This is a genomic window from Aeromonas sp. SER, assembly GCF_038739615.1.
Classification (GTDB): domain Bacteria; phylum Pseudomonadota; class Gammaproteobacteria; order Enterobacterales; family Aeromonadaceae; genus Aeromonas; species Aeromonas jandaei.
This window is the reverse complement of record NZ_JBCGFC010000013.1, coordinates 46,966-67,411: the sequence shown is the minus strand read 5'-3', so window position 1 is coordinate 67,411 and position 20,446 is coordinate 46,966. Positions and strand designations below refer to the sequence as shown.

The 20,446-nt window shown below is 58.7% G+C and carries 23 protein-coding genes; 3 read left to right on the top strand and 20 right to left on the bottom strand.

The features are described 5' to 3' along the window. Nucleotides 1-2: 2 nt before the first annotated feature. The 14 genes from rodZ to trmJ form a co-directional block, all read right to left on the bottom strand. Nucleotides 3-968 carry a cytoskeleton protein RodZ gene (gene rodZ / locus AAHA41_RS17695; protein WP_208736143.1) on the bottom strand — a complete coding sequence of 322 codons (966 nt, stop codon included), beginning with the start codon at nt 966-968 and terminating at the stop codon, nt 3-5. After that, nucleotides 958-1,749, bottom strand: a complete 792-nt coding sequence (tapF, locus tag AAHA41_RS17690; protein ID WP_323069828.1) for a PilW family type IVa pilus biogenesis/stability lipoprotein TapF — start codon at nt 1,747-1,749, stop codon at nt 958-960. The genes rodZ and tapF overlap by 11 nt, the downstream gene beginning before the upstream one ends. An 11-nt stretch (nt 1,750-1,760) precedes the next feature. Further along, the gene (locus AAHA41_RS17685) at nt 1,761-2,864 is read right to left on the bottom strand and encodes a bifunctional tRNA (adenosine(37)-C2)-methyltransferase TrmG/ribosomal RNA large subunit methyltransferase RlmN (RefSeq protein WP_041207424.1); all 1,104 of its coding nucleotides are present in this window, start codon (nt 2,862-2,864) and stop codon (nt 1,761-1,763) included. A gap of 168 nt (nt 2,865-3,032) precedes the next feature. Beyond that, entirely contained in the window at nt 3,033-3,461 is a 429-nt protein-coding gene (gene ndk / locus AAHA41_RS17680; RefSeq protein WP_041207423.1) for a nucleoside-diphosphate kinase, read from the bottom strand. A gap of 267 nt (nt 3,462-3,728) precedes the next feature. Continuing rightward, nucleotides 3,729-5,012 (bottom strand): aminopeptidase PepB, encoded by a 1,284-nt coding sequence (gene pepB / locus AAHA41_RS17675; protein WP_323092170.1) that lies wholly within the window; start codon nt 5,010-5,012, stop codon nt 3,729-3,731. Continuing rightward, nucleotides 5,009-6,313, bottom strand: a complete 1,305-nt coding sequence (pepB, locus tag AAHA41_RS17670) for an aminopeptidase PepB (RefSeq protein WP_323069826.1) — start codon at nt 6,311-6,313, stop codon at nt 5,009-5,011. The genes pepB (AAHA41_RS17675) and pepB (AAHA41_RS17670) overlap by 4 nt, the downstream gene beginning before the upstream one ends. A 150-nt stretch (nt 6,314-6,463) precedes the next feature. Continuing rightward, nucleotides 6,464-6,802: an ISC system 2Fe-2S type ferredoxin gene (gene fdx / locus AAHA41_RS17665; RefSeq protein WP_033114502.1), complete on the bottom strand. Its 339-nt coding sequence runs from the start codon at nt 6,800-6,802 to the stop codon at nt 6,464-6,466. 1 nt (nt 6,803) lies between these two features. Continuing rightward, complete coding sequence (gene hscA / locus AAHA41_RS17660; RefSeq protein WP_323069825.1) at nt 6,804-8,651, bottom strand: Fe-S protein assembly chaperone HscA; 1,848 nt, start codon at nt 8,649-8,651, stop codon at nt 6,804-6,806. A 28-nt stretch (nt 8,652-8,679) separates the two neighbouring features. Next, the gene (hscB, locus tag AAHA41_RS17655) at nt 8,680-9,198 is read right to left on the bottom strand and encodes a co-chaperone HscB (RefSeq protein WP_215801453.1); all 519 of its coding nucleotides are present in this window, start codon (nt 9,196-9,198) and stop codon (nt 8,680-8,682) included. A 9-nt stretch (nt 9,199-9,207) separates the two neighbouring features. Further along, complete coding sequence (gene iscA, locus AAHA41_RS17650) at nt 9,208-9,531, bottom strand: iron-sulfur cluster assembly protein IscA (protein ID WP_041207418.1); 324 nt, start codon at nt 9,529-9,531, stop codon at nt 9,208-9,210. Between the two features lie 15 nt (nt 9,532-9,546). Beyond that, on the bottom strand, nt 9,547-9,930 hold the full coding sequence (gene iscU, locus AAHA41_RS17645; protein WP_033114498.1) for a Fe-S cluster assembly scaffold IscU: 384 nt from the start codon (nt 9,928-9,930) through the stop codon (nt 9,547-9,549). Nucleotides 9,931-9,967: 37 nt separating this feature from the next. Continuing rightward, nucleotides 9,968-11,182 carry an IscS subfamily cysteine desulfurase gene (locus AAHA41_RS17640; RefSeq protein ID WP_041207416.1) on the bottom strand — a complete coding sequence of 405 codons (1,215 nt, stop codon included), beginning with the start codon at nt 11,180-11,182 and terminating at the stop codon, nt 9,968-9,970. Nucleotides 11,183-11,235: 53 nt separating this feature from the next. Then, nucleotides 11,236-11,739, bottom strand: coding sequence for a Fe-S cluster assembly transcriptional regulator IscR (gene iscR, locus AAHA41_RS17635; RefSeq protein ID WP_041207415.1), 504 nt, complete (start codon nt 11,737-11,739; stop codon nt 11,236-11,238). A 92-nt stretch (nt 11,740-11,831) separates the two neighbouring features. Further along, nucleotides 11,832-12,557, bottom strand: coding sequence for a tRNA (cytosine(32)/uridine(32)-2'-O)-methyltransferase TrmJ (gene trmJ / locus AAHA41_RS17630; RefSeq protein ID WP_182925655.1), 726 nt, complete (start codon nt 12,555-12,557; stop codon nt 11,832-11,834). Nucleotides 12,558-12,743: 186 nt separating this feature from the next. Between trmJ and AAHA41_RS17625 the strand changes: the two genes are divergently transcribed. Then, nucleotides 12,744-13,160 carry a hypothetical protein gene (locus tag AAHA41_RS17625; RefSeq protein ID WP_215801455.1) on the top strand — a complete coding sequence of 139 codons (417 nt, stop codon included), beginning with the start codon at nt 12,744-12,746 and terminating at the stop codon, nt 13,158-13,160. Here AAHA41_RS17625 and AAHA41_RS17620 read toward each other — a convergent pair. Next, nucleotides 13,113-13,646: an SCP2 domain-containing protein gene (locus tag AAHA41_RS17620; protein ID WP_215801456.1), complete on the bottom strand. Its 534-nt coding sequence runs from the start codon at nt 13,644-13,646 to the stop codon at nt 13,113-13,115. The two genes, AAHA41_RS17625 and AAHA41_RS17620, sit on opposite strands and share 48 nt — an antisense overlap. 190 nt (nt 13,647-13,836) lie before the next feature. Here AAHA41_RS17620 and AAHA41_RS17615 point away from each other — a divergent pair, with 190 nt between their 5' ends. Both AAHA41_RS17615 and AAHA41_RS17610 read left to right on the top strand, forming a co-directional pair. Then, nucleotides 13,837-14,832 carry a peptidase U32 family protein gene (locus AAHA41_RS17615; protein WP_041207411.1) on the top strand — a complete coding sequence of 332 codons (996 nt, stop codon included), beginning with the start codon at nt 13,837-13,839 and terminating at the stop codon, nt 14,830-14,832. Between the two features lie 13 nt (nt 14,833-14,845). Then, a complete protein-coding gene (locus AAHA41_RS17610) occupies nt 14,846-15,718 on the top strand; it encodes a U32 family peptidase (protein WP_323069822.1) in 873 nt (290 codons plus the stop codon). Nucleotides 15,719-15,781: 63 nt separating this feature from the next. Here AAHA41_RS17610 and nlpI read toward each other — a convergent pair whose 3' ends face one another. From nlpI to yajC, 5 genes are all read right to left on the bottom strand, one after another. Further along, nucleotides 15,782-16,726, bottom strand: coding sequence for a lipoprotein NlpI (gene nlpI / locus AAHA41_RS17605; RefSeq protein ID WP_323069821.1), 945 nt, complete (start codon nt 16,724-16,726; stop codon nt 15,782-15,784). A 90-nt stretch (nt 16,727-16,816) separates the two neighbouring features. Beyond that, on the bottom strand, nt 16,817-17,185 hold the full coding sequence (locus AAHA41_RS17600) for a rhodanese-like domain-containing protein (RefSeq protein ID WP_323069819.1): 369 nt from the start codon (nt 17,183-17,185) through the stop codon (nt 16,817-16,819). 86 nt (nt 17,186-17,271) lie between these two features. Continuing rightward, entirely contained in the window at nt 17,272-18,219 is a 948-nt protein-coding gene (gene secF, locus AAHA41_RS17595) for a protein translocase subunit SecF (RefSeq protein WP_033114488.1), read from the bottom strand. 10 nt (nt 18,220-18,229) lie between these two features. Continuing rightward, nucleotides 18,230-20,083 (bottom strand): protein translocase subunit SecD, encoded by a 1,854-nt coding sequence (secD, locus tag AAHA41_RS17590; RefSeq protein WP_041207408.1) that lies wholly within the window; start codon nt 20,081-20,083, stop codon nt 18,230-18,232. Nucleotides 20,084-20,101: 18 nt separating this feature from the next. After that, complete coding sequence (gene yajC / locus AAHA41_RS17585) at nt 20,102-20,437, bottom strand: preprotein translocase subunit YajC (RefSeq protein ID WP_041207407.1); 336 nt, start codon at nt 20,435-20,437, stop codon at nt 20,102-20,104. Between the last annotated feature and the right edge of the window lie 9 nt (nt 20,438-20,446).

The window sequence follows — 20,446 nt, the reverse complement described above, 5'->3', positions numbered from 1 at the left end:
GATTACTCCTGCGGCAGTGAGAAGCGGGCAGTACGACCGTTGTTGTAACGGCTCATATCAAAGGATTTGCCCTTGTAGTCGAGCTTGACCGCCATCGGCGCGCCAATGATGAACTTCAGGGGCTCGGCACCTTCCAGTACCAGCTCGTCATTTGCCTTCTTCAGACCGCTGAAGAGAGTCTTGCCCTTGGCATCCTTCACATCCAGCCAGCAGTCGGCGGTAAAGCTCATCTTGAGTTGCGGCGCAGTTGCCGGATCAACGACAGTCTCTTCAGATTGGGTCGCAGTGGCACCGGATGCGGCAACATCGGCCACCGTGCTGACGGCGCCGCTGGCGTCGGTCAACGCCACGGCAGCAGAAGCCGGAGCCAGGGTGGCAGCCGCGTCGGAAACAGCAGCAGTCGGGGCCATGAGGGTAGCTGCCGCGGCAGAGACATCCTGAGCCGGCACAGTTGCATCATTGGCCACCGCAACGGTTGCGGTGTCGGCAGTTGGCGCTGCGGTTGTGCTCATTTCGGTCGCGGCCAGCGCCTCATCCCCGGCAGAGCGGCGAGTCGTGCTCTGCCACCACCAGGCAACTGAGAGCGCAATCAGCACCAGGATCACCAGCCAGGTCACGACTTTCAGACGGCTGTCGCTCGCCTGCTGACGGGAGCGGCGCGAGAAGCTCTGCATGTCGATATTGTCGGGCGGCGTCAGCCCCAGCTTATCGTAGGCAGCAAGAATGGTCTCCTCCGGGATCCCCACCAGCTTGGCGTAGGTGCGCAGATAGCCCCGGATAAAGGTATGAGACGTATGCTTGTCGTACGTATCCGATTCGATAGCGGCAATCAGGGTCAGACGAAGGTGAATGCGGGACGCAACCTGTTCTCGTGTCCAGCCGAGCTGTTCACGGGCGTTGCGCAGCAGCTGGCCTGGGCCCACTGCCTGGGTGTCGTCTTGAAAATCGTGTTGCTGTTCAGTAGTCATTGGCTAAATAACGCTTGGCTTGTTGCGAAGTGGGATATTGCCTTACCAGCTCATTCCCGAATTGGTGGAGTAATGCCGGTTTGTCCATTGCCTGTGCCAGCCGCAATCTCAACCAGAGACTGTCCTCGTTCTCGTCTGACACTTCTGCAAAACGGACGAGGTAGGACTGCACATCAGGCAGCTTGCCATCTTTCATGGAAAGCTCGGCCAAGTCCAGCAATAACCTTGGGTTGCGGGGATTATACCCCAAGGCCAGGCGATAGTACTCGTTTGCTTTATCATTTCTATGATTTTGCTGGGCGCAAAGTGCCGCATTTTCATAGGTATCGGCAATTTTCACGTAACCTGGCTGAATAACAGCCTGGTTGAACGCCTTGTCTGCCTCGTCATAACGGCCGCGGTCACACAAAAAGGCGCCATAGTTGTTCATTGCGTCAGCATTGGACGGATCCATGGCCAGGGCGTTCTTGTAGCTGGTCTCGGCCGCCTTGAAATCACCGACCTGTTGATAGAAATAGGCGAAGCCGATCTGAACCGCTGGATTGGAGGGGTCATATTTGAGGGCGCGATCAAGATTGAACTTGGCCTGTTCGGCATTGCCCTGCTGCAGATATTGAATACCGAGATCGATGCGGGTCTGGGCCGCCGCCTTCAGATCGGGCCCCGACTCACGCTGGGTGGAATTCTGGCCAGCGTAAGTGGTCTCGGTCACACAACCTGGCAGCGCACTAAGCGCTGCCACTACCATCAATGTACGTGTATCCATTCCCTGTCTATACAATGGCTTAGCAATTAAACCATTTTGACGGAAATCCCATCCTGTTGCATCCGATTTTTGATGGTGCGCTTGGTGCGGTCAATCACGTCGCCCACCAGCTGGCCGCAAGCGGCATCGATATCGTCACCACGGGTCTTGCGAACGATCACGGTGAAACCGTACTCCATCAGCACCTTGGAGAAGCGATCGATCCGGCTGTTGCTCGGCTTGCCATAGGGGTTGCCCGGGAAGGGGTTGAACGGGATCAGGTTGATCTTGCTCGGGGTATCCTTGAGCACCTTGGCCAACTCGTGGGCATGCTGCATATCGTCATTGATATGATCGAGCAGCACATACTCGACGGTCACCCGACCACCGTTGGCGTTGGATTTGCCCAGATAGCGACGAACCGCAGCGAGGAAGGCCTCGATGTTGTACTTGTCGTTGATCGGCATGATCTCGGAGCGCAGCTTGTCGTTCGGTGCGTGCAGAGAGATGGCCAGTGCCACGTCGATCTGGTCGCCCAGCATGTCGAGCGCCGGCACCACACCGGAGGTGGAGATGGTAACGCGGCGCTTGGAGATGCCAAAGCCGTAGTCATCCATCATCAGGCGCATGGCCGGCACCACGTTGGCGAGGTTGAGCAGCGGCTCACCCATCCCCATCATCACCACGTTGGTGATGGGGCGCTTGCCCCCCACAACACGGGCCGCACGCCACACCTGACCGATAATCTCGGAGACTTTGAGGTTGCGGTTGAAGCCTTGCTGAGCCGTGGAGCAGAACTTGCACTCCAGCGCACAGCCCACCTGGGAGGAGACGCAGAGGGTCGCGCGGTCATCTTCCGGGATGTAGACAGTCTCAACTTCCTGATCGCCCACCTGCAACGCCCACTTGATGGTGCCATCGGAAGAGCGCTGTTCGCGGCTGATCTCGGGCGCCTTGATCTCGGCGATCTCTTTCAGGCGCTCCTTGAGCACCTTGTTGACGTTGGTCATCTGATCGAAATCATCACAACCAAAGTGATAGATCCACTTCATGACCTGATCTGCCCGGAACGGCTTCTCGCCCAGTTCGACGAAGAAGGCACGCATGGCATCCCGATCAAGATCCAGCAGGTTGATTTTTGTTTCGCTCATCAATGGCCTCGGTTCAAACACTTCAATCAATTATTGGCTGACGACGTCAGGGGGCGGCATTGTACAAATTATGGGTGCGGCTTTCCACCTGGAGAATAGAGGGATATTGGCAGAACGACCAAAACAACAAAGGGAGCCGAGGCTCCCTTGGGTCATCATCCACGAAAATCAGCCGCGCGGGCAGATCTCGTTGTCAGAGAAGAAGTAAGCAATTTCGCGGGCAGCGGATGCCGGTGCATCGGAGCCGTGCACGGCGTTGCGATCGATGCTCTCGGCGTAGCAGGCACGCAGGGTACCGGCCAGCGCCTCTTTCGGGTTGGTTGCGCCCATGATTTCACGGTTGCGACGGATGGCATCTTCCCCTTCCAGCACCTGTACCATAACGGGGCCGGAAGTCATGAAGCTGACCAGTGCGTCATAAAAAGGCTTGCCCTGATGTTCGGCATAGAAACCGGCTGCCTGCTCGCTGCTCATCCGCAGCATTTTGGATGCCACCACCTTCAAGCCTGCGCTTTCGAAACGGCTATAGATGGCACCGATCAGGTTCTTGCTGACAGCATCCGGCTTGACGATAGAGAAGGTACGTTCGATGGCCATTGATATCTTTCCTTAACTACAGTGTTTTATTGTTAGAATCCATGTTCGCTGGCGATTATACGTAAACAAAAACCGGAAAAACACACAAACAAGCAACTTTTTATTAAACATCACTCCCCTGCATTCAACATTCATACTCATCTTGACCGAGCAGAGCGGGAAAATATGTGCGCTTGCGCACGATAGTCTCCTGAAACCAACAAAACGCCATCTTTTGCTCACTATTCAACCATCGGTAAAAAGGCACCCGAAGGTGCCTTGTCATGCTTAAAGTACTTCTGCCAGCAGCGTGTGCGCTATGGTACGCATCCCCAGGGTATTGGCCCCTGGTGCCCACAGGCTGTCGCCGTTGTCACTGAAGCAGGCAGCCAGATCAATGTGAAGCCACCCCTCCCCCTCATTGGCGACGAAGCGGGAGAGGAAGCCCGCGGCATTGGAGGCGCCACCCGGCCCGCCCCCCTTGACCGGACGACTGTTGGCCGTGTCGGCATAGTGGGAAGGACACTGCTGGCGGTGCCAGGGTTCCAGCGGCAGTGGCCAGGCCGGCTCCTGCTCAGCATCGGCGTACGCCATGGCCCGGCTCACCAGCCCCTTGTCGAGACCGAACAGGGCGTTGTAACGTCCACCCAGCGCCATCACTGCCGCACCGGTCAGGGTTGCGGCATCGATGATCAGCGGCGCACCGGACTCGCTCGCCAGTTGCAGGCCGTCCGCCAGCACCAGCCGCCCCTCGGCATCGGTGTTGACGATCTCAACCGTGGTGCCGTTCTTGTAGGTGAGGATGTCCCCCAGCTTGTAGGCATGACCGGAGACCAGATTCTCGGCGCAGCAGAGGATGAGCTTCACCCGCTTGTCGAGCCCGCGCAGCATGGCCAGCGCCAGTGCGCCGGTCACGATGGCGGCGCCGCCCATGTCGCACTTCATGGTGAGCATCCCCTCGGAGCTCTTCATGGAGTAGCCACCTGAGTCAAAGGTGATCCCCTTGCCCACCAGAGCCGCCGCCACCGGCGCCTTGGGATCCCGCCCCGGATTGAAGTCGAGCTCCAGCAGCACCGGCTCGCGCTCGCTGCCACGGCCGACCTGATAGAGGCCGACCCAGCCCGCCTGTTGCAGCGCTTCACCCTTGAGAATGCGGTGGCTCACCTTGTCCGGCGCCAGCTCGGTAATAAAGGAGGCCGCTTCAACCGCCAACTCCAGCGGCCCCAGCTGCTCCGGCGTGGCATTGGTCATCTCCCGCACCCAGCGGCCACAGAGCCAGCGAGCTTCCAGCTCCTCTCTGTCCTCTTCCGAGGACATGGCCCACTGCAATTGCACCTCGGCCTTGGGGGTTTGCAAGCCCTGGGCAAAGGCCCACTGTTGCTCACGCTCCCAGTGGCCAGCCAGAGACACCTTCTGGATTCCCTGCTGGCAGAGACGACGCGCCGCTTGCTGAATATCCAGCAAGGCATTGGTCGTTGTCATATGGATCACCATGCCATCGGCGCGGTGCGAGAGCAGCGCCCCCTCCCCCCACTCGGCAGGGGCCAATTCCCGGCTCAACCAGACGTTCATGCGCTCACCTCCTGCAGCCAGCGGGCGATAGTACGCAGGCCATGGCCCTTGGCGCCGGTCGCCCACAGATCGTTGCCTGCTTTCTGGTAAGAAGCGGCCAGATCCAGGTGTACCCATCCCTTGCCTTCATCGCGCACAAAGCGGGAGAGGAAAGCGGCCGCCGTAGTGGCACCAGCGGTCCCTTCAGCCGAAGCGACGTTGCCCAGATCGGCAAAGGCCGAGGTGAGCTGGCCAGCATGCCAGGGCTCCAGCGGCAGTGCCCAGGCCTGCTCGTTTTCCGCTTTGGCGGCGGCCAGTGTGCGGGCCTGCTCGGCTTCATCGAGGGCGAACACCGCATTGTAGTCGCGGCCCAGCGCCATCTTGGCCGCACCGGTCAGGGTGGCAGCATCGAGGATATAGGCCGCGCCACTGTCGGAGGCGGCCATCAGGCCATCGGCCAGCACCAGACGCCCTTCGGCATCGGTATTCTGGATCTCGACCGAAATGCCGTTCTTGTAGGTGAGGATGTCGCCCAGCTTGAATGCGTGGCCCGAGACCAGGTTCTCGGCGCAGCAGAGGATCAACTTCACCCGCTGGTTCAGACCGCGGCTGATGGCCAGCGCCAGCGCACCGGTCACCATGGCGGCCCCCCCCATATCGGACTTCATCGGCAGCATGTTGTCAGAGGACTTCATGGAGTAGCCACCGGAGTCAAAAGTGATCCCCTTGCCCACCAGCGCTGCAACGACCGGGGCGTTGCGATCACCGGTCGGGTTGTAGTCGAGCTCCAGCAGCACAGGCTCGCGCTCGCTGCCACGGCCCACCGACCAGATCCCGATATGGCCCGACTCGCGCAGCGCTTCACCGGCCGTGATGCGGGCGGTCACCTTGTCGCCAGCCAGACCGCGGATCAGCAGCAGCGCCGACTCCGCCAGACTCATGGGGTAGATCTCCTCCGGGGTGCCATTGGTGATCTCGCGTACCCAGCGGGTCGCCTTGAGCAAGCCATCCAGCTCGCGGGCATCCGCGTCGCTCTGCTGGCCGAAATCCAGTTCACGGACTCCCTTGGCGGCGTAGAAACCCTGAGCGAACGCGTAGCGACGCTCCAGATCCCAACCTTCACCGGCCAGCGCAACCCGCTTGATCCCGCTCGACTCGAGGCGACGGGCAGCACGCTGCACAGCGCGCAGCACCTCTTTCTCAACAGAGAGAGTGCCGAGGTGAATAGTGGCTTCATCGCCATTGAAACTGAGCAGGGCACCCTCGCCCCAGTGAGCGGCCGCAGCCTGGGTGGACAACCCTACCTTCATCATGTCAGCCATCTTCTCTTGCTTCCTTTTTTACTGGCACTGTTTTAATGCGCAAACAGGTAAGAACGAATACAAAAAAGGCCGTGCCCCAAAGGGGTCACGGCCTTCACCATATCACTGAAGCACCGATGGATGCTGCACGTGCAATTCACTTGTGTGTAATTAATGGCGTTCAGAGGCGAGGTTCAGGGTGTACTTGGGCAGCTCAACCACCAGATCCTCATCAGCCAGTTTGGCCTGGCAGCTGAGGCGGGATTCCGGCTCCAGCCCCCACGCCTTGTCCAGCATGTCGTCTTCCAGCTCGTCGCTCGGCTCGAGGGAGTCAAAGCCTTCACGCACCACACAGTGGCAGGTGGTACAGGCACAGGACTTCTCGCAAGCATGCTCAATCTCGATGCCGTTGCGCAGCGCCACATCCAGAATGGTCTCGCCGCTCTCCCCTTCGAGGGCAGCGCCATCCGGACAGAGCACGGGATGAGGAAGAATGATCAGTTTTGGCATATTACACCTTGTTGACGTTTTGTCCGGTCAGCACCTTACGAATGGAAGCATCCATCCGGCGGGCTGCAAACTCGCCACTGGCAGCATCCGCCGCCTCGATGGCTTCTTTGATTTGGTTGGTACTCCCCGCCTGACGCATGGCCAGCAGATGGGCGATGGCGCCGTCTATCTCGGCACGCTCTGCCGCATTGAGCAGTGCATCGCCATCGGCAGCCAGCGCGGCATTGAGGCTCTCGACCACCCGGTCAGCTTCAACCTGCTGCTCTGCCAGCATGCGGGCATCCATATCCTGATGGGCATTCTCGATGGAAGCGCTCAGCATGTTGAGGATATCCTCCTCTGCCAGCCCATAAGAAGGCTTGACCTGGATCTCGGCCTGCACGCCGGAGGATTTCTCCATGGCGCTGACCGAGAGCAGACCATCCGCATCCACCTGGAACGTGACGCGAATATGGGCGGCACCGGCGGCCATCGGCGGAATACCGGTCAGGGTAAAACGGGCCAGGGAGCGGCAATCCGCCACCAGCTCACGCTCCCCCTGCACCACGTGGATGGCCATCGCAGTCTGACCATCCTTGAAGGTGGTGAACTCCTGGGCGCGGGCCACCGGTATGGTGGTATTGCGCGGGATCACCTTCTCGGCGAGGCCACCCATGGTCTCAAGACCCAGGGAGAGCGGGATGACGTCCAGCAGCAGCATCTCGGCATCTGGTTTGTTGCCCACCAGAATATCAGCCTGAACGGCAGCGCCGATGGCCACCACCTTGTCGGGATCGATACTGGTGAGCGGCGTGCGACCAAAGAACTCGCCCACCATCTCGCGCACCAGCGGCACCCGGGTGGAGCCCCCCACCATCACCACCTCCAGCACTTCCACCTGCTCGAGACCCGCATCGCGCAGGGCGCGGCGGCAAGCCAGTAGGGTGCGTTTCACCAGCGGCGCAATGAGCTCATCAAACTGGCTGCGGCTCACCGAGCCCTGCCAGCCGGCAAAGGTGCAGGGAACACTGTCGGCATCGGTCAGACCGTGTTTGACGGCGGCAGCCACATCCAGCAACTCACGCTGCAAACGGGCATCCAGCTCGCCGGTCAAACCGGCTTGATCTTTAATCCAGTCAGCCAGCAGGTGATCAAAATCATCGCCACCGAGGGCGGAATCACCGCCGGTCGCCATCACTTCGAATACACCGCGGTGCAGACGCAAAATAGAGATATCGAAGGTGCCGCCACCCAGGTCATAGACCGCGATAACCCCTTCCTGACCGGAGTCGAGGCCATAGGCGATGGCTGCGGCGGTCGGCTCGTTGAGCAGACGCAGCACGTGCAGACCGGCCAGACGAGCCGCATCCTTGGTGCCCTGACGCTGAGCATCATCAAAATAGGCGGGCACGGTGATGACCACACCATCGAGATCGCCACCCAAGGTCTGGGCGCCGCGCTCGGCCAATTTTTTGAGGATCTCGGCTGAGACCTGCACAGGGTTGACCAGCCCCTGACGGGTCTGCAACTGCGGCATGCCGTTGTCGGCTGCCACGAATTGATAAGGCTGCTGGCGGGTATCGATATCGGCCAACGCCTTGCCCATCATACGTTTGACCGAGACGATGGTATTGTGCGGGTCGAGCGCCGCTTCACGCTTGGCATCGAAGCCCACCCGGATTGCATCCGCCTGATAGTGAACGACAGAGGGGAGCAGGTCACGCCCCTGTTCATCACTGAGAGTGGCGGCCTGACCGCTGCGCACTGCAGCGACGAGAGAATTGGTGGTACCGAGATCGATGCCGACGGCACGCTTGTGCTGATGGGGTACAGCGCTCTGGCCGGGTTCGGCGATTTGCAGTAATGCCATGGGTAATGAGACTTCCAGCGTTAAAGGATCAAGACTCGAGGAGCGAGTCTTCGAATCGTTCCAGCTCTTCGAGGAGCTTGTCGACAAACTTGAGTTTGCGAACGCAGTCGGCGGCGACAGGATCGTTGCCAGTGGCAAGCGAGTCGGTCAGCTGCTGCATCAACAGCTGGTGATCATGCCTGATCTCGCGGCGAAAATCCTTGATGGCGCGCTCAGGGTCAGCGTCACCTTTCAGATCGGCCAGACGCTCGCGCCATTCAAGCTGCTGCATCAGAAAAGCCGTGTCTTGCAGGGTCTGCTGTTCGCCACGAATATCGGTGCCACGCAGAGAGAGCAGATATTCGGCACGGCGCAGCGGCGCCTTGAGGGTGGTGAATGCGTCGTTGATCTGGGCGGCACGCTGTACCGCTGCCAGCTGCTCCCGCTCGGGAGCAGTGGCGAAACGATCGGGATGAAACTGGGTCTGCAGCTGACGGTAGGTGTCGGCCAGCTGCCGGGTATCGAGCTCGAAGCCTTCAACCAGCCCAAACAGCTCGAAATGGTTCATGCAATCCTCTTAGACACTGAAGCTTTCGCCACAACCACACTCGCCTTTGGCGTTGGGGTTGTTGAATTTGAAGCCCTCGTTGAGCCCCTCTTTGACGAAATCCAGCTCGGTGCCATCCAGATGGATGAGGCTCTTGGCATCGACAATAATCTTGACGCCCTGCTGCTCGAATACCTGATCTTCTCCGGTAAGCTCATCGACAAACTCGAGCACATAGGCAAGGCCCGAGCAGCCGGTGGTCTTGACGCCGAGGCGCAGGCCAATGCCCTTGCCCCGGTTGGTCAGAAAAGAGGAAACCCGTGCCGCGGCGGCATCTGTCATGGTAATAGCCATACTGCTCTCCGGCGCTTAGAGACCTTTCTTCTGCTTGTAATCGGCGATGGCGGCCTTGATGGCATCCTCGGCCAGAATGGAGCAGTGGATCTTCACCGGCGGCAGAGCCAGCTCTTCGGCGATGTCGGTGTTCTTGATGCCGGCCGCTTCGTCCAGCGTCTTGCCCTTGACCCATTCGGTCACCAGGGAGCTGGAGGCGATGGCTGAGCCGCAACCATAGGTCTTGAACTTGGCATCTTCGATGATGCCCTCTTCGCTGATCTTCAGCTGCAGCTTCATCACGTCGCCACAGGCAGGTGCACCCACCATGCCGGTTGCAACGCTGGGATCATTCTTGTCAAAACCACCGACGTTGCGCGGATTTTCGTAGTGGTCGATTACTTTTTCACTGTAAGCCATATCTAACTCCTGCTAATTCTGTTGCTCACTGAAGTGATCAGTGATGAGCCCATTCGACCGTGTTCAGATCAACGCCATCCTTGTACATCTCCCACAGCGGAGACATCTCGCGCAGACGACCGATAGAGTCACGAATGAGCTTGACCGCGTAGTCAATCTCTTCTTCGGTGGTGAAGCGACCGATGCTGAAACGGATGGAGCTGTGAGCCAGCTCGTCGTTCAGACCCAGCGCACGCAGCACGTAGGAGGGTTCCAGACTGGCAGAGGTACAGGCAGAACCGGAAGAGACCGCCAGATCCTTGAGCGCCATGATGAGGGATTCCCCTTCCACATAGGCGAAGCTGACGTTGAGGTTGCCGGAAACACGCTGCTCCAGATCGCCGTTGAGGTAGACGGCTTCGATATCTTTCAGGCCATCCCACAGACGCTGACGCAGGGTCATCACGCGCTCGTGCTCGCTTGCCATCTCTTCCTTGGCGATACGGAAGGCTTCACCCATGCCAACGATCTGGTGAGTCGGCAGGGTGCCGGAACGCATGCCGCGCTCATGACCGCCACCGTGCATCTGGGCTTCGATACGTACGCGCGGCTTGCGGCGTACGTAAAGCGCACCGATCCCTTTCGGACCGTAGATCTTGTGGGCGGAGAGAGAGAGCAGGTCAATCTTCATCGCTTCAACGTCGATCTCGACCTTGCCCACGCTCTGGGCGGCATCGACGTGCAGCAGGATCTTGCGGGAGCGGCACAGTTCGCCCAGCCCTTTGATGTCCTGGATCACGCCGATCTCGTTGTTCACGTGCATCATGCTGACCAGAATGGTGTCGTCACGCATGGCGTTCTCGATCATCTCGAGAGTGAAGAGACCGTTTGGCATCGGCTCGAGATAGGTCACCTCGAAGCCTTCACGCTCCAGTTGACGACAGGTGTCGAGCACCGCTTTGTGTTCGGTTTTGGAGGTGATGATGTGCTTGCCTTTGCTGGCATAGAAGTGGGCAACACCCTTGATTGCCAGGTTGTCAGACTCGGTCGCACCGGAGGTAAAGACGATCTCGCGCGGGTCAGCACCAATAAGCTCTGCCACTTGATTACGGGCCAGATCTACCGCCTCTTCGGCCTGCCAGCCGAAACGGTGAGAACGGGAAGCCGGATTGCCAAACAGGCCATCCATGGTGAGACACTGCATCATTTTTTCTGCGACACGCGGGTCCACCGGACAGGTTGCCGAATAATCAAGGTAAATAGGCAGTTTCATGTTTTTCTCCGTCACAGTTCGGGTCATACAGAATCCCGCTGTGGAAAGCACGTTTATAGTTGGACTTTCAAGCTCACATCGCCGTGTTCTGCCCGTTCAATCAGGGACAACACGCTTTTCATCTGTTCATCTTGCTTGCCGGCAATCCGGCGTACATCGGCCTGGCGAACCAGCTCGGCCAGGGTGATCTCGCCGAGGAAACTGGAGATCCGCTCGCTCAAATCACGCCAGAGGGAGTGGGTCAGGCACTGGGTACCGCCATGACAGCCCCCTTTGCCGAGGCACTTGGTGGCATCCACCGACTCGTCAACCGCAGTGATCACCTGGCCGACCGAAATCTCGTCAGGGGCCAACCCTAGGCGATAACCGCCACCGGGGCCGCGCACGCTGCTCACCAGGCCATGTTTGCGCAGGCGGGCAAACAGCTGCTCGAGATAGGACAAGGAGATGCCCTGGCGCTCGGAAATATCGGCGAGGGGAACAGGCCCCTGCTCTGCATGCAGCGCCACGTCGAGCATGGCGGTTACAGCGTAACGTCCTTTTGAAGTCAGTCTCATGTGCCTTACCGTCTTGCGAACCAATTCAATGGGCACATGGTCACATACCCGACCAAATCAGTCAAGTATATGGTTGAGTAATCCAGTCGGGTTTATCCCTGCGGTCTCGTCTTTTGCACCGAGGTAAGAATGCCCCGCAGAATATTGAGCTCAACCGACTCCGGACGAGCCCGGTTGAACAGGCGGCGCAGCTTGTTCATCACCTGCCCCGGATGATCATCGGTGATGAAACCGGTCTTGAGCAGCGTCTGCTCCAGATGCAGGTAAAACCCCTCCAGCTGTTCGGCACTGGGGTAATCCTGAGCCATATCTTCAGCAACCTCTTCCTGACCCTGCAACCAGTGCATCCGCACTTCGTAGCAGAGGGTCTGTACCGCCATGGCGAGGTTGAGGGAGCTGTATTCGGGGTTGGCCGGAATGGCCACATGGTAGTGGCACTTCTGCAGCTCATCGTTGGTCAGGCCGGTCCGCTCGCGACCAAAAACCAGCGCAACAGGATGCTTCATCCCTTCGGCTACCGCCATCTTGCCCGCTTCGCGGGGATCGAGCATGGGCCAGCTCAGAGTGCGTGAGCGTGCGCTGGTGCCAATCACCAGACCACAGTCAGCGATGGCTTCATCGAGGGTCGGGACGATACGGGCATTGGCCAGAATGTCGCTGGCACCTGCGGCAAGGGCGTTGGCGTTGCCATCCGGTAAAGCTTGCGGATCAACCAGTACCATTTGGGTGAGCCCCATGGTCTTCATGGCGCGCGCCGCAGAACCCATGTTGCCGGTATGAGAGGTATTTACCAAAACGATACGAATCTGATCCAACATGCCCTATCAATCTTCAGTCAAAAATGGCGCGCAATTATAACATAAGAGAGCGCTATTTTGGCACCGTTAAAGGCATCCCATTTCAGAACAAAAGCGGGCGCTGGTATAACAAACCGGCATGAGGCAAAGAGGAGGAAAAACTAGACTTAATGGATATGTGGAATAGTTCACAGGAGAGATCCGGCTATGCTTCCTCCGTTTATCTACGAGAAATTGCCCAGCCTCTATCTGCTGGCGGCCACAGCAATGATCACCCTCGGCAACCAGCCCCTGCTCTGGTTTGCAGGCGCACTCTTGTATATCGCCGGCGCAGCCACCTGGATGATGCGCTCCAGCTACCGGCGCACCGACCTCATCATCTTTCCAACCAAACGCTGGCTGCAACCGGAATGGCTTTATGAAGCCCAGCCCTTTGTCTGGCTCGCGCTGGGACTGGCCATGGCGCAGTTGCCTGCGCCACAAGCCCTGCTGGCACTGGTGCCTTGTCTGTGGGCTGGTCACTGCCTTTGGGCACGGCATCGTTATCGCCGCCATGCCCACGGCGTGACGATTCACTTACGACGGGATCCCGCCCGCCGCCGTCTGAATCGGAGTCTGCGCTGATCCGGTTCGAGCCTGCTCGATAAAGGTGGCCAGATCCATCAGGGGGTACTTCATCAGCACCGGCAGCCCATCGATGTCCAGGCTGTCCATCAGGTTTTTCACCTCCAGTCCCAGCTCGGTATCCCCTTCAATCTTCAGCTTGCGCTGGAAGAAGAGCGCGTCAGGATCCTCCTTGCGACCGGCAATCAGGATGAGATCGTTGGCGGTGCCGCTAAAACAGACATCGGCCTGCTCGCAGCTTTTTGCCACGACCAGTTGACCGCACTGCTCGCTGATATACCAGCAGAGCTCTAGATCGGTGACCTCTACTTTCAGCCACTTGTCTGCCAGGAACTCGAAATCGCCATCCGCGATGGCTTCCTTGAATACCCGTGCCAGCAAACTCTCCATCAGCTGCTTTTGCAGATTGAAGGGAACCAGCTTGAGCGGATGACGCAAGAGACGGGGCGCCTGCTCGACCAGGCGACGTTGCAGTTGTTGAAACACGATGGACTCCTTTGTTTTGCGCATTCAAGCACAGGGATGCCGGCAAGATCCTGTTGGAAATCAAACTTGTGCAGAGTTGGGTCAAGATGGGGAAAGCCACACAAAGCTGCCTCAGGTCAAAAAGCCAAGGTGCGGCGGTGCATACAATCAGGGCTCGTTTGCCCTTCATATGCACTCTCGGAGCGTACCAATGGAATTACTCTGTCCGGCAGGTAGTTTGCCGGCACTGAAAACCGCCGTGGATAACGGGGCCGATGCCGTTTATATCGGTTTCAAGGATGACACCAATGCCCGCCACTTTGCCGGTCTCAACTTTACCGACAGCAAGCTGGAGAAGGCGGTAGATTATGTGCATCAGCATGATCGCAAACTTCATATCGCCATCAATACCTTCGCCCATCCTGGTGCCGATGCTCGCTGGAAGCAGGCGGTCGACCGCGGGGTGGCTCTCGGTGCCGATGCTCTCATCATTGCCGACCTTGCCGTGCTCGATTATGCCAGCCGCCGTTATCCCGACATGGAGCTGCATGTCTCGGTGCAGGCCAGCGCGACCAATGCTGCCGCCATCCGCTTCTATCAGCAACAGTTCAATGTCAAACGGGTGGTGCTGCCACGGGTGCTCTCCATGCATCAGGTGAAACAGCTGGCACGCGAGACCGATGTTGGCCTTGAGGTTTTTGCCTTTGGCAGTCTCTGCATCATGGCCGAGGGGCGCTGCTACCTCTCCTCCTATATGACGGGCGAGAGCCCCAACACCGTCGGCGCCTGCTCGCCGGCCAAATTCGTGCGCTGGGAAGAGACCCCGAACGGCCTCGAATCACGACTCAACGAGGTGCTGATCGACCGCTACGGCCCCGGTGAGAATGCCGGCTACCCGACCCTGTGCAAGGGGCGTTTCGAAGTGGATGGCCAGACCTACCACGCGCTGGAGGAGCCCACCAGTCTCAATACCCTGGGTCTCTTGCCCGAGCTGTTCCAGACCGGTATCCAGTCGGTCAAGATCGAAGGTCGTCAGCGCAGCCCTGCCTACGTGGAGCAGGTAACCCGGGTCTGGCGCGCCGCCATCGACGCCTATCAGGCCAATCCCGAGGCCTATCAGGTCAAAGCAGAATGGGATGCCCAGCTCGCCCGTGTTTCCGAAGGTAGCCAGACTACCCTTGGCGCCTATCATCGTCAGTGGCAATAAGGAGCCCCTATCCATGAACTTCTCTCTCGGGCCCCTGCTCTTCTACTGGCCCAAAGCCGATACCGAAGCCTTTTACCGCGCCGCAGCCCAAAGCAAAGCAGATATCGTCTATCTCGGGGAAACCGTCTGCAGCAAGCGACGCGAACTGAAAGTCGATGACTGGATCTCCCTCGCCCGCGAAGTGGCGAGCTCCGGCAAGCAGGTGGTGCTATCGACGCTGGCGCTCATCTCTGCCCCCTCCGAGCTGAAAGAGGTGAAACGGCTGGTCGACAATGGCGATCTGATGGTCGAAGCCAACGATCTGGGCACAGTCCAGCTTGCCCATGAAGCGAACCTTCCATTTGTCTGTGGCCCGGCCATCAACGCCTACAATGCCGATGTGTTGCGCATGCTGCTCAAGCAGGGGATGAAGCGCTGGGTCATGCCGGTGGAGCTTTCACGGGACTGGCTGGTACAGCTTGAGCAGGATCTGGGGGCGACGCGCCAGCAGTTCGAAGTGGAGGTGTTCGCATACGGCCACCTGCCGCTCGCCTACTCGGCACGCTGCTTTACCGCCCGCTCTCTCGACAAGCCGAAAGACAACTGCGAACTCGCCTGCATCAACTACCCCATCGGGCGACTGGCCAACAGCCGCGAGGGGCAGCGCGTATTCAACCTCAACGGTATCCAGACCCAGTCCGGTTACTGCTATAACCTGGGCAACGATCTGGCCGGGATGGCAGGTCTGGTGGATGTGGTGCGTCTCTCCCCACAAGGAATGGAGACGCTGGAGATGCTGGCTCGCTTCAAGGCCAACCAGCAAGGGGACGCGCCGCTCCCCCTGCACAAAGGGAGCGAGTGCAATGGCTACTGGCGCCAGATCCCCGGCATGAGCCTGGTGGAATAAACGCAAACCACGCAAAAACAAAAAGGCCTCGCAATGAGGCCTTTTTTACACTTTCACGCTCCCTCAGGAGGGGCGGTCGCTCTTGCTCTGGCCACTCTGTGCGCCGGGAGGCAGCGGCTTGCGTGCCATCAGCTCCAGCTCCAGCAAGGCATAGCGATGCTCGATGAAGTCGTAGACGTTGTTGGAAAGCGCCAGCTTGAAGTAGCTGATCGCCTCCTTGCGGTTGCCCCGACCCAGCTCGTACTTGCCCAGATAGAAGTAGGTTTCGCACAGGCGCTCGGCGAGCTCCCGGTTATCCTTCACCCCTTTGACCACATTGCCCATCAACTCGGTGGCATTCATCTCGCCGGTGTAGAGACGAACCAGATCCCAGTTCCAGGCGTCGTCATCGTACTTGTTGAGACGCTCGCGCATCCGGCTCATGGCCGCTGCAGGATCGAGTTTCTGCTCGGCCAGATAGAGCCAGATCACCCGGTAAGGGTCTTCCGGCTGCGCCTCGTAGAAGCGTTTCATATCGGCGGCTGCCAGCTCCGGGCGATTGCCGTAGTAGAGCGCGATGCCACGGTTCAGGTAGGCATAGTCGTAATCGGGCGCCAGTTCGAGCGCCGAATCGAATGCCTCGTAGGCTTCGTCATAATTCTGCTGCTGCACCAGATAGACGCCGATGAAGTTGTAGGCTTCGGCGAAATCGGGCTTCTCCCGCAAGGCACGGTTGAAATCGAGCCGCGCAAGGGAGCGCAAACCAACGCGATCAAAGACCACTGCACGCTCATAGAACAGCTCGGCACGCTGCTCCGTGGTCAACTCCATCTCGCTGAGCATCTGCCCGAGTCGAGCTAGCGCCAGCTCGCTCTGGTAGGAGACCTGCAAAGGGGTCGCCAACACCAGAGATGCAGGCTGCGGCTTGGGAACCTGAGGGGAATTAACCTGACTGCTACTGCTGCAACCCCACATAGGGAGCAGCAACAGGATACCGAGGAGGTATCCAATCCCTTTCCTGACGTTCAATGAACACTCCGACGCTTACGCTTGACCCCGCATATGGTAAAGGTCAACCGTCGCTTTGTCATGTAGCTCAGCCTATCTCTCTCAAATAAATCAGGATTCGACAGGGTATCCGGCCTCCAGCCAGCCGCGAAAACCACCATCGACACTGATCACCTTGCGATAACCCATCTGTTGCAGATTGTCTGCCGCCAGAATGGAGCGAAAACCGCCGCCACAGTAGAGGTAAAGCTCGGTATCGACATCGGGAAAACGGGTCTCGATATCGCGCTCAATCACGCCACGGCCCAGATAGAGGGCGCCGGGCAGATGACCTTTGGCCCACTCGCTCTCTTCCCGCACATCGATCAGATGAAAAGTGCGCCCCTCATCCTGCCAGCGCTTGATCTGGTGGACATCGGTCTCGGCTACGCGGGAGCGGATCCCTTCTACCAGCGCCAGAAAACGGGGATTGTGTTGCATGGCAAGCTCCTTTTGTTGAAATCATCTGCGTCAGCATACGACAACAGCGAAAAAGAAAAGAGCGCCTTGCGGCGCTCTTTCGTGGTTTACGGCAGGATTTCCTGTTGATCCGCACCCTCTTTCTCTACCTGGGTTGGCAGCATGTGCTCGCGCTTGACGCCGAGGAACATGGCAAATGCACTCGCAACATAGATGGAGGAGTAGGTACCGAAGGCCACACCGATCACCATGGCCACGGCAAAACCGTGGATCAGCGCGCCGCCCTTGAGCAGCAGCGCCAGCACCACCACGAAGGTGAGGCCGGAGGTGATGATGGTACGGCTCAGGGTCTCGGTCATGGAGAGATCCAGAATGTAGTCGGTATCCCCTTTGCGCACCTTGCGGAAGTTCTCCCGCAAGCGGTCGAACACCACGATGGTATCGTTCAGGGAGTAACCCACCAGGGTCATCAATGCCGCCAGTACGGTCAGGTCGAACTCGTACTGGAAGTAGGCAAAGACACCGAGGGTGATCACCACGTCGTGCACCAGCGAGAGGATGCCGCCCATGGCCAGACGCCATTCAAAACGCACCGCCACGTAGATCAGGATACAGATGATGGAAGCCAGCATGGCCAGTGCACCATCGGTCGCCAGCTCGTCACCCACGGAGGGACCGACGAACTCGACGCGCTTGAGCACGGCACCGGGATCCAGCAGCTTGGCAGCAGCCAGCACCTCGTTACCCTGCTCCTCTACCTTAACACCCTCTTTCGGAGTCAGGCGGAACAGCACATCACGGCTGGAGCCGAAGTGTTGCAGGCTCGCCCCTTCAATCTTCTGCTCTTCCAGCACCTGGTGCATCTTGTCCAGGCTCACCGACTGCTGGAACCCCACTTCGATGGTGGTACCACCGGTGAAGTCCAGACCCCAGTTCAGGCCCCGATCAAACAGAAAGAAGAGGGCGATCACCATCAGCACGGAAGAGAAGACCACACCCGTTTTGGCATAGCGCATAAACGGGATCGGTTTTTCAAAATGTAGAATCTGAAACATCTCTCTATCCTCAGATGGGCAACTTGTCGATGCGCCGTCCACCCCAGGCCAGGTTGATAATGGCGCGGGAGACCGTGATGGCAGTAAACATGGAGGCGGTCAGACCGATGCCCAGCGTCAGGGCAAAGCCCTTGATGGCGCCAGTACCGATACCGAACAGGATCACACAGGTGATGAGCGAGGTGACGTTGGAGTCGGCGATGGTCGAGAATGCCCGATCAAAGCCCAGATGGATGGCTTGCTGAACCCCGCGGCCGTTGCGGATCTCTTCACGAATACGCTCGTAGATCAGCACGTTGGCATCCACCGCCATACCGAGCGTCAGCACGATACCGGCGATGCCTGGCAGGGTCATGGTGGCCCCCGGGATCATCGACATGATACCGACGATCAGCACCAGGTTCATACAGAGCGCCAGGTTGGCAACCCAGCCGAACGCACGGTAGTAGATCCCCATGAACAGCACGATCACCAGCATGGCCCAGCCGATGGCTTGCATACCGCTGTCGATGTTCTGCTGACCCAGGCTCGGGCCAATGGTGCGCTCTTCCACGATCTGGATCGGGGCGATCAGGGCACCGGCACGCAGCAGCAGCGCCAGGTTGTGGGCTTCGTTGGCGTTGTCGATACCTGTGATGCGGAACTGGCTGCCAAGGCGCGACTGGATGGTGGCGACGTTGATCACCTCCTCCTGCTTGCGGAACTTGCGCTTGCCATCCGGACCAGGCTGACCAACCGGCTTGTACTCGATAAAGACGGTCGCCATCCCTTTACCCACGTTGTCCTTGGTAAAGTTGGCCATCTTGTTGCCACCCTGGCCATCAAGCTTGATGTTGACCTGGGGACGGCTGTACTCGTCGAAACCGGACTGGGCACCCACGATGTGGTCACCGGTCAGGATCACCCGCTTTTGCAGCACGACAGGACGACCATTGCGATCGTTGTAGACCTTGGAGCTCGGCGGTACGCGACCGTCGGCCGCAGCCTGAATGTCGGCCGTCTCATCGACCATGTGGAACTCCAGGGTCGCGGTCGCGCCGAGGATCTCCTTGGCACGGGCGGTATCCTGGATACCGGGCAGCTCAACTACAATGCGCTCGGCGCCTTGCTGTTGTACCAGCGGCTCGGCGACACCCAGCTCGTTGACCCGGTTACGGATGATGGTGATGTTCTGCTCGAGGGCGTACTTCTTCACTTCCTTGATCTTCGCTTCGCTCAGACCGGCCATCAGGATAAATTCATCCCCTTTCTGCTCGGTGGTGAAGGTCAAATCAGGGTTCTGGCGGCGCAGATGGGTGACAGCACGCTCTTGATCCGCTTCGTCACGAAATACCACCTGTACCTTGTCACCGACCCGGCGCACGCCGGAGTAACGGATCTTCTGGGTACGCAGCTCGGAGCGGAAATCCTGCACCATCTGCTCTTGCTGCTTGGTCAGCGCCTCAGCCATGTCCACTTCCATCAGGAAGTGCACACCACCGCGCAGGTCCAGACCCAGTTTGAGCGGGTTGGCACCAATGGCTTCGAGCCAGGCAGGAGTAGAGGGGGCAAGGTTGAGAGCGGTAATGAAGTTGTCACCCAGCTTGTTGGCGACGATATCGCGCGCCTTGAGCTGATCTTCGGTGTTCTTGAAACGGATCAGGATCAGACCGTGCTCGAACGCAGCATGTTTGACCGGGATCTTGGCCTCGTCGAGACTCTCTTTCACCAGGTCAAGGGTATCTAGCTTGACTTCGGCACCACGGCTGGCAGAAACCTGCAAGGCCGGGTCTTCGCCGTAAAGATTGGGGGCTGCATATAGAAAACCGATGGCGATCACCACGATCACCATCAGGTATTTCCACAGCGGATAGCGATTCAACACGCTGTGCTCCTTGGGAGATTAAAGGGACTGGATAGAACCCTTGGGCAGAACGGCAGAAACGAAGTCCTTTTTGATGGTGACTTGAGTCTGGTCGTTCAGGGCGATCACCAGGTAATCGCTGTCGGCAGCCACTTTGGCAATCTTGCCAACCAGACCACCGGAGGTGAGCACTTCGTCACCCTTGGAGAGAGAGGTCATCAGATTACGATGATCTTTGGCGCGCTTGGCCTGGGGACGGTAGATCATGAAATAGAAGATGAGACCGAATACGGCCAGCATGATGATCATTTCCATGCCACCACCCTGTGCCGCCGGAGCTGCGCCTTCTGCATACGCCTTGGAGATAATGCTCATTTAACAACC